Source organism: Collinsella sp. AM34-10, assembly GCF_003469185.1.
Classification (GTDB): Bacteria; Actinomycetota; Coriobacteriia; order Coriobacteriales; family Coriobacteriaceae; genus Collinsella.
The window spans coordinates 206340-220678 of record NZ_QSIL01000001.1 but is presented as its reverse complement, the minus strand read 5'-3'; the positions used below and the strand labels follow the sequence as shown (position 1 = coordinate 220678).

The following is a 14339-nucleotide window of genomic DNA, read 5'->3' as shown; positions in this document are numbered from 1 at the left end:
GATGGAGTGCCGAGCAAAATAACCCGTTTCCCCGACCCCGGGAAATCGCTAACGCTTGCCGCCGTGGCTGTTGCGCCAAATCTCGCGGCCCAGCATCAGCGCCAGCACCAGCGCACTCACGTAGCCCATAAAGCCGATGACCGGGATACCAAACACAACCGGCTCGATGCGCGCGTAGTACACCACCGACGAGCCGATAAACAGACCGGCGATCACAATTGCCATCGACATGCGGTCGATAATTCCACCCAGCTGCCGCAGCGCCTTATCGCTGCTCATAATCTGCGTGTTCACCTTAAGCTGGCCGCGCGTGAGCATGCGCGACGCCAAGCCCAGATACTCGGCCGCCTCGAGCGAGCCTTTTGCCGCGCGATAGCTGCTCGCGGCAAGATCGCGCCCCATTTCGCGGACGCGCGCATAGGTGCTCTTCTCGTTTTTGATGTGCGTCTGGATGATCTGGATCATGTTGACGTTGGGCATGTACTCGGTCAGCAGGCCCTCGAGCGTCACCATGCCGCGCGCGAACATCGTCACCACGCTCGGCAGCTCAACGTCGTTTTTGCGCGCCAGGTTTAGCAGCGAGGTCAAAAACTCGCCGATATCCAGGTCCTTAAGATCGAGGCCCGCAAAGTCGGCGACGATAAAGTCCAAATCGGACAAAAAGGCCGAATGGTCGAGCTCGGCCGAGTCGCCGCGCGTCACGGCAAAGCGCATAAGCGAATCCTTGAGCTTGGGCACGTCGCCCTCGGCCACGGCAAAAATCATATCCTTGACGATACCGCGGTCGTGGCTCGACATGCGCCCGACCATGCCCAGGTCAATAAAGTAGACGATGCCGTCCTTGAGGATGATGTTTCCCGCATGCGGGTCGGCATGGAAAAAGCCGTCGTCGAGCACCTGCGTCGAATAGTCCTCGACAATCGCCGAACCGATCTTTTCCAGGTCATAGGCCTCGGCCACCAGGCGCTCGGGATCGGCAATCGAGATGCCGTCGATGTAGTCCATGACCACCACGTGCTCGGTGCAAAGGTCCAGGTAGGACTTGGGGCACGACACGCCATGCACGCTTTTGTGGAAGTCGTAGAAATCGTTGAGGTTTTTGGCCTCGGCCAAAAAGTTGGTCTCCTCGCGAAACGAGGTCCACAGCTCTTCGACCACGCCGTGCAGGTCAACAAACTGGTCGGTGTTGACGAACTTGGAAACGATACGCACCACCGAGCGGATGATGTCGATGTCCTGCGCCATGACCTGCTGCGCGCCAGGGCGCTGCACCTTAACGGCCACGTCCTCGCCCGTCACCAAGCGGGCGCGGTGCACCTGCGCGAGCGACGCGCTACCGAGCGGGTTGGGGTCGATCGCGTCGAACATCTGCCCCAAGCGCTGGCCGTATTCCTCTTCCAGACAGCGGAGCACTACCTCATACGGCACCGGCTCTACGTCGGAGCGCAGGCGACGCAGCTCGTCGCAAAACCGCTGCGGCAAAATCTCGGACCGGTTGGCCAGAATCTGCCCCATCTTGACAAACATGGGGCCGAGCTCTTCGAGCAGGCGGCGCAGGCGCACCGGCGTGAGGTTGTCCCAGACGCGGTACTTCTTGATTAGGCGAACGATCTGACCGATGCGTTCGCGGCGGCCCGCCGGCGTGAGCTGGTATTCCTCGTCCGGCGCCATCGCGTCGGGCTCCTCGGGCACCATATCGACAGCGCGCGGCTTCTTGCGAGCGCCCGAGACGGCGGCCTCAACCTCATCGACAACCGACGTCTCGTCACCCAAGGGATCTTGATTGTTGTAATCGGTGGTGGAATCTGCCATCTGCGCTGCTACTCGGCCTCTTCGGCGTCCTCTGCGTCGTCGGGCTCAACAGACTCGACGGGCACCGAGGTCACGTTGTCCTCGACCGAATCGACGATGTCGCGCACATGGGCCAAAAAGGCCGTGCGCTCGGGGGCGGTCATAACGCGGACGCGGGCCAGAATGAGCTCATCGAGCACGCGCTGTGCCGCGGTCTCGCCCTGCATGCCCAGGCGCTCGGTGAGGTCGGAAATGGTGCCGCCGGCCTGCTCGAACATGTCGGACACGCTGCGGGCGATATCGGGGGTGCCGGCGTCCTTGCGCACCTGCTCGCCCTTAGTATTGAGGTCGTCAAGGACCTTCTTGCCGCCCTCGACGGCAACGGCAGCGGCGCCGAAGCCCACGTTGATGGCACCGTTAACAAGCTGATCGAATTTCATAACCATGGTTGGCTCCAATCGTGAACAACTGCATTGGCGTTCTTGTACCCAAGATTGGGCGAACGACACAAAATCGTTTTATCGCCGGGATAGAAATCGAGCGGGGCAAATCCTTTGACGGCGTTTGTCCCGCTCGCTCGTTGCAAGGTTATCTTTACCTTACGTTGTCGTTCATCGCGAAGGAGTTCTTCATGGCACAGCTCGTGGTGTAGAGTACCTTGCCCAACAGAGCATCGGTCTCCACGCGCACGAGCTCGGCAAAGGCCTCGTTGGCGCAGGCGAGCTCGGCAGGCACCTCGGCCTCGGGCAGGGCGGCAACGGAGGCGTCAACGTCGTGAATCTGCTTGTGGCCCATGCCGCCGATCTTCTCCTGATAATCCTCGACGGCGCGACCGCACTCATGGAAGCGAGCATCGGCCAAGGCACCGATCAGGCGATTTGCCCAATAGAAATTCTCGGACGTCACGCGAGCCTGCGTGTCGGCATAGTACTCGGGCATGGTCTCGACATTAGCGTACAGCGGCACGAGCGCGTTAAACGAGTTGGAGCCAAACGCCATCCACTGTACGGCGCGATACGCCGGCTGTGCATAGGGGCGCAGCTGCAGCACGGCGAGCTGGCTGTTGCGGTTGATGCCGATGGGACGATAGGCGCCGCGCGTGGCGGGCGTGCCCTTGCTGCCGTAGCAGTCGTACTCCGTGCCCTGGTAGTGGCTCGAAAGCACGTACTTGATGTCCTCGATGGTCACCTTGCGCTCGGGCACGCGACTCCAGGGGATGTCGTCGCTCTCGGGCGTGTAGTCGGCGTCGGGACCGTCCCACACATCGCTGGGATTGAGGCAGCGCTGCATGTACCAGGCGCGCGGCGTGTTGTAGACGTGGTCGCTGTCGCTGTGCGAGCCAAAGGCCTCGCGCGGGTTAAAGACCGCGGCCGGGCCGTCGCCCTCGACGCCCAACGTCAGGTCCAGATGCCACTCGGCCATCCAGGAGCGCAGGTCGGCGGAGCACATGTGGTCGGCCTGGGCGCCCTCGGCGTCATCCAGGTCAAAGCTATCGATACCCAGCTGGTTGGGCATGGTCACATAGGCGTCATCGGGCACGCGCTTGGCGATCCAGTGGTGGCCGCCAATGGTCTCGAGCCACCAGATCTCGTCAACGTCGCTAAAGGCGATGCCGTTGTTCTCGTAGGTGCCGTAGCGCTCGAGCAGGTCGCCCAGGATACGCACGCCGTCGCGGGCGGACTTGGCATACGGCAGCACCAGGGTCACCATGTCCTCCTCGCCCAAACCACCGGGCTGCGCCGGAACATAGCCGTCCTCGCCCTCGTTGCCCTTGGCGGGCACGTAGTCCACGAGCGGATCGGCGCCGCGGACACGCTCGTTGGTGGTGAGCGTCTCGGTCGCGGACATGCCAACATTGAGCTCGTTGAAGCCGGCCTCGGCCCAAATGCCATGGCCCGGGACAACGTCGGGGACGCTTGTGTAACGCATGGGATTGTCGGGCAGCTCAACGGTCAGGTGGCTCAGGACGCTCGTGTAGACACGCGGCTGCTCGTCGGGGTGCACCACGCGCATGCGCTTGGGCTCAAACACCCCGTTGGACGAGTCCTCGTTGCGGGCAACCAGCGTCGACCCGTCGTAGCTTGCGTTTTTACCGACCAGAATCGTTGTGCACGGCATGCGCATCCTCCTTGAGCGAAGAAATCAAACGGCAACAGTGTATCGCTTCGGCGCAAATAGGGCGAAACAGCTGCCCCGGCAACCCCTGTGGGCAAAAAACGCCTATTTCGATGCGCGCTCCGCCGCCTCGATCACGTGCTTGGCGAGAATCGCCGTCGTTACAGCCCCCACGCCGCCCGGCACGGGAGTAATTGCGCCAGCGATCGGCTCCGCAGCATCAAAATCGACATCGCCGACCAGCTTGCCGGCGGCCTCGTCCCAGTTAATGCCCACATCGATGATCGTCTGGCCCTCGCGAACCGCATCCGCGCCAATCGTGCGCGCGCGTCCAACGGCCGCAACCACAATATCAGCCGCACGGCACTCGGCAGCCAAGTCACGCGTATGCGTATGGCACGTCGTCACCGTGGCATTGCGAGCCGTAAGCATGGCGGCTACGGGACGGCCAATCACGAGCGACCGACCGACGACCGCGACCTTGGCCCCATCCAGCTCAACGCCGTAATGGTCCAGCAACGCCAACACGGCCTCGGCCGTGCAAGGAGCAAAGCCCTCGCCTCGCCCCGAAAGCGTGGTAAGCAGCGAGGCCGGCGTCATGGAGTCAACATCCTTGGCGGGCTCGAGTGCCGCGGCAACTGCATCCTCGTCAAGGCCGTCGGGCAACGGACGAAACATCAGGCAGCCGTGAACAGCGGGGTCAGCATTGATGTCCTTAATAGCCGCCAGCAGCTCGTTCTGCGAAACATCGGCGGGAAGCAAGACGCGGCGAGCCTCAATGCCAACCTTCTCGCAGCGCTTGAGGGCGCCGCGCTCGTAGGACAGGTCGTCCTCGCGCTCGCCCACACGAACGATGGTCAGTGTCGGCACGATGCCCTGTTCGCGCAGGGCGGCGCAACGAGCGGCAAGCTCCTCGGTCAAAGCGCGGGCAACGGGAGCGCCCTTGAGCAGCTCTGCCATGGCTATCCCCTCTTCCTTGCGGCGTCAGCAGCACGGCGCGCCAGTGCATCGGCGCGCGGCAGCCACGTATCTAGTAGTTCATCGCACGCCGCCTCGAGTTCCTCGGCGCGCGCCCGGTCTTTCATAGATGTGGTGTTGGCAAAGAGCGTCAGGCTCGCACCCTGCATGGCGGCGCGGCAGAACACGGCACCGCACGCCACGTCGGACAGCAACTGGCGCGAGCCTTTGTCTGCCATGTCCTCGAGCAGCGCCAGCGCGCGCCCGCAGGCATCCATGATCCGGTACGGCGGCATGGCCGCCACGCGCAACGCGTCCTGAATCGCCGCGGGTCGAGCCGGATCCTCGCGCGGAATACCATACGACGCGGACACCTGGCCGTATGCACGAACATCCTCGGCAACCAGACCCACTAGTTCCTGCGCCAACTCGTCTGCCTGGGCAAATGCACGCGTCAGATCGTCCGCCCGATCGCTAAGCGCGGGATTGGTCGCCCCGTAGCGAGCGACCATCCCGCAAAGCGAGGCGCCCAGCGCGCCCACAAAGGCGCTCGCGCTACCGCCGCCGGGAACCGGCTCGCGCGCGGCCAGCGCCTCGGCAAACCCACGGCAGGTCTTGTCCATCATCTCTTGGCTCATACGTATGCACCTTCAAGTCATATAGATCGGTCGGGCGGCAACCGCCGACCAACCGCATCAAACACGTAATGATGCTAAGTCTAGCCCATAAGCACATGAGCGTCAGCACACCTGGCCATCGCGGATTTCTATGACGAACGATAGGCGTCGGCGCCGCAAACATGGGACACATGGCCCACCTTTCGAGACTCCCGAACGGCACAAACTGGGGCATATCTATAAGTAAGGAACCCGTTGGGGCACGGCCGCGCAACGGCCACAAGCGGTGAACGGAGGCATAAGCCGCACAGTACACAGAGACATCCGCCGCCAGCGCAATCAGTACCCCAACAGCATGCGGCGCCGTGATGTCATCGGCAGACAAGGAGGACGCCACCATGAAGAAAAAGACCCTATCGATCCTTTCCCTTTGCATCGCCCTCTTTGCCGCGCTCGCCCTCGTGGGCTGCGGCGGGAACGCATCGGGCGGAGGCAGCAGCGCCGCCAAGGGCGAGAGCAAGGAAAAGGCCCCCGTCGCCAAGAAGACCGACTTTATCTGGTTTAAGGTCGAGATGCCCGAGGGCGTTGGCGTAAGCGACTCGGCAGGCAAGAACGCCGACAGGGTCCAGCTCACCTTCCCCGAGAACGAGAACACCACAGTCGACCGCTTTATCCCCGTTTGGGAAGAGAAGATGACGGCAGAAGAAGCTCTTGCCGATGAGGGTCGAAAGAACAGCATGTTCCAGTGGAAAGTTGGCGACCCCGTCGAGCACAACGGCAGGACATGGCTCACCGGAACGTGCGAGGACAACCGCGGCACCCATACCTATCTCTTTACCGACGTTGAACCGGGAAGCGTCTGCGTTCTCATCGCGAACTTCGATCAGCACGAGAAAGAAGCCGAGACGCTCCTCAACTCCATCGAGTTCCCCGATGACATGGCGAAGGCAGTTGCCGAGGCACGCGAAGTTGAGATTTCGAGCATCGAGATCAAGTAACGGGACCCCGCACACGCCCACGTACGCGCGCCCCATTAAAACAACGGGCACCCAACCCCGGGGAGGGCCGACAACATCGGCCCTCCCCTCTTTTGCGCCCGAACATATTGCCACTTAACGGCGCAAATCCGGCCCTCAGAATGGGACACATGGCCCACCCTAGCGAACCGTCCACGCGTACAGTAAAGACAGGTAATCCATGGGCGGTTACAGATCGAGGAGGACACGACCATGAAAAAGAAGGCCTTTGCGATTCTCACCCTCTGCATCAGTCTCTTTGCCGCGGTTGCCCTGGTGGGCTGTGGCGGAAGCGGCGGCGCTACCGGGAGTGGCGGTGGCGGCGGAGCAGAAAAGCCAGCCGTGGATATGAGGACCGACTTCATTTGGTTTAAGGTCGAGGTCCCCGAGGGCGTCGAGGTCACCGACGTCGCAGGCGATACCGCCGACAGGGCCCAGTTTAAGTTCACCGAGAGCGAGCACGCCAGCGATCGCTTCATCCCCGTCTTCGATCCTGACAAGAACGCCGACGAGCTGTTCGACTACGAGGCAAAGTGGAATGCCAGCTTTGAGTGGACCGAGAATGACTCCGTCAAGTACAACGGCAAGACTTGGCGCAACGCTTCCTATACACACTCGGGCGGCGTGACGACTGAGTACTTCACCGAAGCAGGCGGCGGCAGCGTGTACGTGCGCATCGACAACGTCGAGGAGCACAAGGACGCCGTCGAGACCATGATGAAGTCTCTGGAATTTGCCGATGACATCGCCAAGGCCAAGACCGAGGCCATGGATGTTAAGCTCGACGATATCGAGATTAAGCGCTAAGCGACTCGCGAGCGCAACGGGAAACACGAGCGCAGTGCTAACAAGCGGCAGTGCCCCAGTGCTTCGCACCCAGGGAGGGCCGGTAAACCGACCCTCCTTTTCTTATGCCGGTAGCCGACGAACGCGAGGATGCCGGACGCCGGAACCATCCCAGACGCGGTAGCAGCAAAAATAGACAAGCGCCCCAGCACGTCCGCCCGCCGATTTATAGCGCCGCGCACACAATTAAAGCCGGCGCCTTTAAACATCTGGGCAGTATAGTGACCAAAACTATCGCATAACCGCACCCTGCGAACGGAGGAGTTATGACCGAACACCACGCCATCAGTCGCCGAGCGTTTACACTGGGCCTTGGACTCGCCGCGTTGTCGCCATTTGTAAGCCTGCCCGAAACCGCGGGATTGGGCCTTCCCGTGCGCGCGGCATTTGCAGACGACGCTGCCACAGCGTCGGTCAGCCTCGACAATTTCGTCATTCGCCTTCGTCCCGCGGGCTATTTTCGTACCGCGAGCGTCAACGAAGACGGCAACGTCATCGGCAACGTCTGCCACCTGTTTAATGACGGCACGTCCAACAAGCTCATCCTCGAGCACGTGGCGACCGATACAGATAATACAAATTGGTATGCCATTCGCACCTTGCTCAATTTCGAGGAGCACAAGAAGACAGGCTACAGCATTTGGTCGGTCGACGGCGACTCGGACAAAGATGGAAAGGTTATCCACGTATGGAGTGGCGAGTACGACCATAAGGACAGCCGCGCCTATACGTTTGACCCCCAGTCCGACGGAACTTATATTATTCGAGACCGCATATACACGAAAAACGGCATTAACTACCTGGCCATAGAATCGAAAGGCAAAGACCAAGACAACAACAAGATTTGCCAAAAGAAATATCCCATTCCGTGGGAGCTCGAGCTTGTCGGCTACAGCATGGACAAGACCAATGCCACAGTTAGCAGCATCGACTGGACCACGTATAGCAGCTACGTCGACGGACCATGTTGGATGAGCCACGTCGATGACAACAAATACCTCGACGAGCTGAGCATACCGGGAACCCACGATTCGGGCACCTGCAGCGTGGACAACGACACCGAGCCCCAATCCTCACAAGCAAAGTGCCAGCAGGATTACATCCCCACGCAGTTGCTCGAAGGCATTCGCTATTTTGATATCCGACTCGGAAAGGACGACAAGAACGGCGACCCCGGCATCGACCATGGAAGATGCTACCTGCTCAAAAAAGACGGGGGCTATATGCATCTCTCCGATGTCATCGGTTACTTCAAAACATTTTTGAGCGAAAAGCCGTCAGAAGCGCTCATCATGCTTGTGTCACGAGGCAACGACGAGGCTACCGACGAAAGTGTTACGACGGCCTTCGCCAAGGTTATGGGCAAGGATCCCGACCTGTTCTATACGTCGAGCCGCGTTCCCACACTGGGCGAGGTGCGCGGAAAGATCGTCCTGCTACGTCGATTTGGACTCGCCGGCAACAGCGCAAGCGGCCACACGTGGGGACTCGACCTCACCCAATGGGACGACAAAATCGCAGCACACCCCGACAGCTCCTCTATGTGTCTCGTCCAAAACGCGCAAGGCTTTGAAGCCGAGGGGAAAGCAGGCGACAAAAAAGCCTATTGCACCAAGGTATATGCCCAGGACCATTACGAATGCACCGGAACCGACAAGATCGAATGGGTCGATATGGCACTGCGGGAAACGGCCAATCTCACCCGCGGCAAGGTTGACGTCATGGACAATGATGGGTCCAAGGAGCAGGTCTTGGAGCGCTGTTGGTCCATCAACTACACCAGCTGCACGAATCACAAACAAGGAAGCAACCCATTTACCGCAGCGCGAGTGGTCAACGAGCATCTGTACAAGAGCCAGTACATCAACCCCAGCGGCAACGAGAAAACAAAGTCAGATTGCCTCAAGCACATTGGCATCATCGCATCCGACTTTGTTGATGCGGCACTGGCGCGGAGCATCTACCAGCGCAATTACGCACAGCACAAGCAGACAGCTTCGTACTACCTCCCGACCCGCATGCACATGACATACGGCGACTCGCTGAGCGATGCCTCACTCCAAGATGGCAAGACCGTTGGCGAGGGTCATTTCCGCCTTGTCAACAGCAGCAACGTACTCAACGTGGCGGCTTCGGGCCATGCGTTTGCCATCGAATATGTGGACGTCGACGCCTTGGGCAACGAGACCGTTACGGAGCTGCGGGGCTCCGTGCCCATCGATATCGATCCACGCGCGCTGACGCCCCATTTTGAGGGACTCGAAGGCCTTAAGGCCGGCGAAGACGTGCGCGCCAAGATTGCGGCATCACTCGAGGGCAAGCTCGAAACCGATGCCTGCACGGCCCAGCTCGAGTTTGTGCACGACGCGAACGGCGCTCCGGGAACGGCGATGGCCGAGGGCGAGGCATTTGCCGCGGGGACGTATTGGGTGCGTGCGAAAGGCCTGTTGGGCGACGCGGCGCAAAACTACACGCTTGCCACCGACGGAGCCGCAAGCTTTACTGTGACGACTTCGGGCAGTGCAGGCGGCACCGGCACCGACAGCGGTACCAACGCGGACAGCGCCGACAAGAACGGCAAGGGCAACAAGAGCAAGGGCTCGGCCGGAAAACTCGCCGACACGGGCGACGGCTCTGGCATCGCCGCCGGGCTCGCCGCTGCCGCCGTGGCGACAACGGTCGCTGGCGCGGCAATGCTTGCCAGTGACCGCGAAAACGCTGGGGACGATAGCGAATAGGCAAGCCGGCCTTTTAGACACATCGACTCAATCGGGGGCGTAGGACACCGTTCTGTGCCCCCGATTTTTACCCTGGCCCGAACGCCGCCATAGGCTACATCACTATGTTCAGCACGTTGACGAATTCCTGAGCCCGGGAGCGGCTGCTCAGGCTAAAGACACAGGCGGTCAACAGCCTGTTGCGAAGAAAAACATTGCGGCCCTTGATCCTGCTGACCCCCGTGATGTCCTTAAGGTAGACAATCTCGGTGTGCTTGCCGCCGAAAGTGCCCTTCTTGAGCACCTCGATACGGTTAGGGTAGATCTTGACGTCTTTAAACCTGCCCGAACCTTTGTCCTGGAACAGCAAAGTGTTGTTATCCATGCGTGTCACTCCCACGGGGTTCGCTAAAACTGCCTCTATGGCCACATTTTAGTCACTTCGGGAATCCTGCACGAAGGCGCTAGGCGACATTGAAATTCGAGTCCGCGCGAGGCTTTAAACTAAATACAATAAAGATGCATTCCACAAGAGGAAAGTGGGGCGACAGTGATGGGCGAACTGGTAAACCGTGGAGAATCGGCAATCGTGCCAGAAGTTTTTTACAAGCAGGTTTCCTCGATTCTCAACGCCGCTCGCGACAAGGCCTATACCGCCGTTAACTTTGCGATGGTTGAGGCGTATTGGGAGATCGGCAAGAGCATTGTTGATGAGCAGGGCGGAGAGGAGCGCGCCAAGTATGGAGAGGCGCTGCTCAAGGCCCTCGCAATCAGACTTACCAAGGATTTTGGTAAAGGTTTTGAAGCAAGAGAGCTGCGTAAAATGCGTCAGTTCTATCTTGCATTTCCAATTCGGGACTCACTGCGTCCCGAATTGAGTTGGACACATTATCGCAGGTTAATACGCATTCCTGACCCCGAAGCTCGCACCTGGTACATGAACGAATGCGCCGATTCTCGCTGGAGCACGCGTCAGCTCGAGCGCCAGATCAACACCATGTTCCGCGAGCGCCTGCTTGCCAGCAAGGACAAGGAGGCCGTCACCCAGGAAATCCAAAAGAGCGCCCCGGCTCGTCGCCCCGAGGATATCATCCGTGACCCATATGTACTGGAGTTTTTAGGTTTCTCGGACGATACTGCGTTTCGCGAGAGCGATCTAGAGCAGGCGCTCATCACGCATCTTCAGAAGTTCCTGCTGGAGCTTGGCCGTGGTTTCGCTTTCGAGGCGCGCCAAAAGCGCATCACCTTTGATGGGCGCCATTTCTATATTGACCTTGTGTTTTACAACTATCTGATGCGCTGCTTCGTGCTCATCGACCTTAAGACCGATGACCTTACGCATCAGGACCTGGGCCAGATGCAAATGTACGTGAACTACTACACGCGCGAGCTCATGAACGAAGGCGACAATCCGCCTATAGGCATCGTGCTCTGCGCGGACAAAAGCGACTCGATTGTCGAGTACACGCTGCCCGAAGACAACGACCAAGTGTTTGCCGCCAAATACTTGCCGTATCTTCCAAGCAAGGAAGAGCTGGCGCGCGAGCTGAGTGCCGAGTACCGCGCCATCAACGAAGCGACTAATGGCGAAGCGCAAGGGTAGCAGCACGTTGCGACCGATACCCCCGACGGCGTTTCATATCCCCCGACATAAGAGGAGCGCTCCATGACAGACAGACCGAAAACGACACTGCGCGACTGCATCTATGGGCTTGCCGTCGGCGACGCGCTGGGCGTTCCTTACGAGTTTAGGCCCCGCGGCACGTTCAAATGCATGGACATGATCGGCTACGGCACGCATGGGCAGCCCGACGGCACCTGGAGCGACGACACGTCCATGATGCTTGCTACCTGTGACTCGATTAGGGAGCTCGGGCACATCGACACCGCGGACATGCGCGACAAGTTCGTCGGCTGGATTGCCCGTGACGAGTATACAATCGACGGCGTTTTCGATTACGGCGGCACGACCGCCCGCGCCTTGCACACCGGCAAAGGAGGCTCCGGCGAGCGCGACAACGGCAACGGCTCGCTCATGCGCATCGCGCCCCTGGCGTTCACCGATGCGACAGACGAAGAAATCCGTGAGGTCTCTGCAATCACCCACGCTCATAGAACATCGACCGAGTCATGTGTCACGTTCATCGAGCTGTTGAGGTCCGCGATGGACGGAGCGCTCCCCGAATGGGTACTCTGTCTGAAAGATGTACCCGAGCATGAAATCAGATCCGGTGGCTTCGTGCGCGACACGCTTAAGGCAGCCACCTGGTGCTTCGTCAACACTAACAGCTACGAAGAGTGCGTGCTTGCCGCCGTCAACCTAGGCGACGACACCGACACCACCGCAGCCGTCGCAGGCGCCCTCGCCGGCACGGCCTACGGTATCGACGCAATTCCGCAGGAGTGGATCGATACCCTGCGCGGTAAAGAGTTGATAGAGCAGTGTTTGTTTTAGGACACGCCTTTAACGAAGACAATGTCAGTCAACGCAAATGATTAAGGGACCGCATAAATGATGATTACAGAGCGCGCCGTCATGGGTCCGTTCGTCACAGAGCAAAGTACCGTGGGGCCGTACACCGTGTTGGTATTCGAATCCCCGCTGCCGCAGAAAAGGGCCGGTTGCCCCGGCCCTTTAGACATTAGCACCTGCGTTGCCCGCGCTTCCAAAGTTGACCGACTGAGGAGCGGGTTCCGCGGCACACCTTGATTTTGCCCGGTGGGGCGGCTCTTTTGCAGCCGTCCCACCGTTTATTTAGATCTACCACGACGGACAGCTCGCACTACTGCGCACTGTCCCGTACCGTTCCCCTACTTCCCAAAGATCGCTGCAAGCAGCCCCTTGCGTTTGGGCTTTTCTTCTCGGTAGGAACCCTCGGCAACCGCTGCCACCTGACGCGGCTGCTCGCCGCCTCCCTTACGCACGATCTGGTAGAGGAAGGGCGATTTAACGTATTTGACCTCGATGGGCGTGGCGTGCACGGTGCTTTCTCCGGACAGATGCAGACTCGGGTTGAGCGGCGCCACGATATGCGTTTCGCGCTTGTTGCCAAACACCACCGCGGCCGCGCGGCCCGTCTGGCCGTTTACGGCAATGCGCACCTGCTCGCCATCGCGGCTGTCCGTCGCTGGGCGATCGACAAAGTAGACCGGTACCATCACCAGGCCGTCCTTATGCTTGCGAGCCTTGCGCGCCCAGGTGCGGATGCTCTTTTTATTGAGCCCCAGCACCGCCTCGGCATCGTTGCCGGCAATGTCGAGCGCCAGCTTATCAATGACCACCTGGTCCTTGGTAGACGCATCGACGGAGACAACGCGGAAGTCGCCTTCCTGCATGGCGGGATCGAACGGGCCGACCTTGGCAAAGTCCCACGGTTCCAAAATGCCCATGAGGCGAACGTCCAGGTAGTTTGCCCGCGGATATGCCCAGTCAAGCACCTCGTAGTACACCAAGGTCTCCTTGCTCATGCCCTTGCCCGGGAAGGACGCCATCATGCGCAAATCCGCGAGCGCCATGGGGAAGTAGAAGAGCATCATGTCGTTTTGGATCGCATCTTCCACGTCGTGCCCGGCAAAGGCGTCGGGGTACTGGCGCACCAGCTGCAGTGCGTTGGCACGTGCCTGCTGCGGCGAGATTTCGCAGGGAATACCCTGCCCAGGTACATACTCCGCACCAACGCCCAAGGTCAGGCGCTTGCTAAACGTCCCCGGCTTGAGCAGGTCGGCAATGCCGATCTTGTTGCCGCAGGACGGGCACTCAAACACACGCTGCGTTGACTCGCCCTCAAAGGACGCTCCACAGAAGGGGCAGGGAATGCTCACGTGCGTGGCTTCTTGGAACTCCTGCGCCGTGCCGCGGTCCTCCCACAGCAGATGCTCCAGAACCGACTGATTGCGCCAGTGTGAATTAAAGAAATACCAGTCCGGGTCCTCCGGGCGCTCGAGTTGCGACACATGGGTGAGCTTAAGCAGCCCATCGACAACCGTCAGCGGCGTATGGCGAATGCCCAGGGCGCTCTTGGGCTCCCCCGCATCGGCCTGCCACGGAACGACCGTGCCGCAATAGGCGCACTCAAAACTGCGTTTAGCCTGGTTTGAGTACATAGGGCCGCCGCAGTTTTGGCATTTAATGGCAAACATCTCGTCCATGGATACATCCTCCTTTGCGCAGGGGCTGTCGACATTAAGTATGTCGGGCAGGCAAGCACATGACCATACCCATGTGGCCCAAAATGGAGCACCTGGTCGGACAAGAAGGGCCGCTCGTTAGCTCCAGCAGA

Annotated in this window: 12 protein-coding genes; 5 read left to right on the top strand and 7 right to left on the bottom strand. The window is 60.0% G+C overall.

The window, feature by feature from the left end; genetic code table 11:
- Positions 1-48: 48 nt before the first annotated feature.
- The 5 genes from DW823_RS00945 to DW823_RS00925 form a co-directional block, all read right to left on the bottom strand.
- Entirely contained in the window at positions 49-1812 is a 1764-nt protein-coding gene (locus DW823_RS00945; RefSeq protein WP_118079567.1) for an AarF/ABC1/UbiB kinase family protein, read from the bottom strand.
- An 8-nt stretch (positions 1813-1820) separates the two neighbouring features.
- Positions 1821-2237, bottom strand: coding sequence for a hypothetical protein (locus tag DW823_RS00940; RefSeq protein WP_118079565.1), 417 nt, complete (start codon positions 2235-2237; stop codon positions 1821-1823).
- A 148-nt stretch (positions 2238-2385) separates the two neighbouring features.
- Positions 2386-3909: a C69 family dipeptidase gene (locus DW823_RS00935; protein ID WP_118079563.1), complete on the bottom strand. Its 1524-nt coding sequence runs from the start codon at positions 3907-3909 to the stop codon at positions 2386-2388.
- A gap of 102 nt (positions 3910-4011) precedes the next feature.
- Complete coding sequence (locus tag DW823_RS00930) at positions 4012-4866, bottom strand: bifunctional 5,10-methylenetetrahydrofolate dehydrogenase/5,10-methenyltetrahydrofolate cyclohydrolase (RefSeq protein ID WP_118079561.1); 855 nt, start codon at positions 4864-4866, stop codon at positions 4012-4014.
- A 2-nt stretch (positions 4867-4868) separates the two neighbouring features.
- On the bottom strand, positions 4869-5501 hold the full coding sequence (locus DW823_RS00925) for a cyclodeaminase/cyclohydrolase family protein (RefSeq protein WP_035137336.1): 633 nt from the start codon (positions 5499-5501) through the stop codon (positions 4869-4871).
- 377 nt (positions 5502-5878) lie between these two features.
- On the opposite strand from DW823_RS00925, the gene DW823_RS00920 reads away from it, so the two are divergent.
- The 3 genes from DW823_RS00920 to DW823_RS00910 all read left to right on the top strand — a co-directional run bounded on the left by DW823_RS00920 (position 5879) and on the right by DW823_RS00910 (position 10080).
- Positions 5879-6478: a hypothetical protein gene (locus tag DW823_RS00920; RefSeq protein WP_118079559.1), complete on the top strand. Its 600-nt coding sequence runs from the start codon at positions 5879-5881 to the stop codon at positions 6476-6478.
- Between the two features lie 231 nt (positions 6479-6709).
- The gene (locus DW823_RS00915) at positions 6710-7303 is read left to right on the top strand and encodes a hypothetical protein (protein ID WP_118079557.1); all 594 of its coding nucleotides are present in this window, start codon (positions 6710-6712) and stop codon (positions 7301-7303) included.
- Between the two features lie 305 nt (positions 7304-7608).
- Positions 7609-10080, top strand: coding sequence for a phosphatidylinositol-specific phospholipase C (locus DW823_RS00910; protein ID WP_118079555.1), 2472 nt, complete (start codon positions 7609-7611; stop codon positions 10078-10080).
- 94 nt (positions 10081-10174) lie between these two features.
- Here the strand turns inward: DW823_RS00910 and DW823_RS00905 are convergent, their stop codons facing one another.
- Complete coding sequence (locus tag DW823_RS00905; RefSeq protein ID WP_118079553.1) at positions 10175-10444, bottom strand: hypothetical protein; 270 nt, start codon at positions 10442-10444, stop codon at positions 10175-10177.
- A gap of 168 nt (positions 10445-10612) precedes the next feature.
- On the opposite strand from DW823_RS00905, the gene DW823_RS00900 reads away from it, so the two are divergent.
- A complete protein-coding gene (locus tag DW823_RS00900) occupies positions 10613-11662 on the top strand; it encodes a YhcG family protein (protein WP_118079551.1) in 1050 nt (349 codons plus the stop codon).
- Positions 11663-11725: 63 nt separating this feature from the next.
- On the top strand, positions 11726-12514 hold the full coding sequence (locus tag DW823_RS00895; protein WP_118079549.1) for an ADP-ribosylglycohydrolase family protein: 789 nt from the start codon (positions 11726-11728) through the stop codon (positions 12512-12514).
- A gap of 356 nt (positions 12515-12870) precedes the next feature.
- Here DW823_RS00895 and DW823_RS00885 read toward each other — a convergent pair whose 3' ends face one another.
- On the bottom strand, positions 12871-14208 hold the full coding sequence (locus tag DW823_RS00885) for a hypothetical protein (protein ID WP_118079545.1): 1338 nt from the start codon (positions 14206-14208) through the stop codon (positions 12871-12873).
- Positions 14209-14339 lie beyond the last annotated feature (131 nt).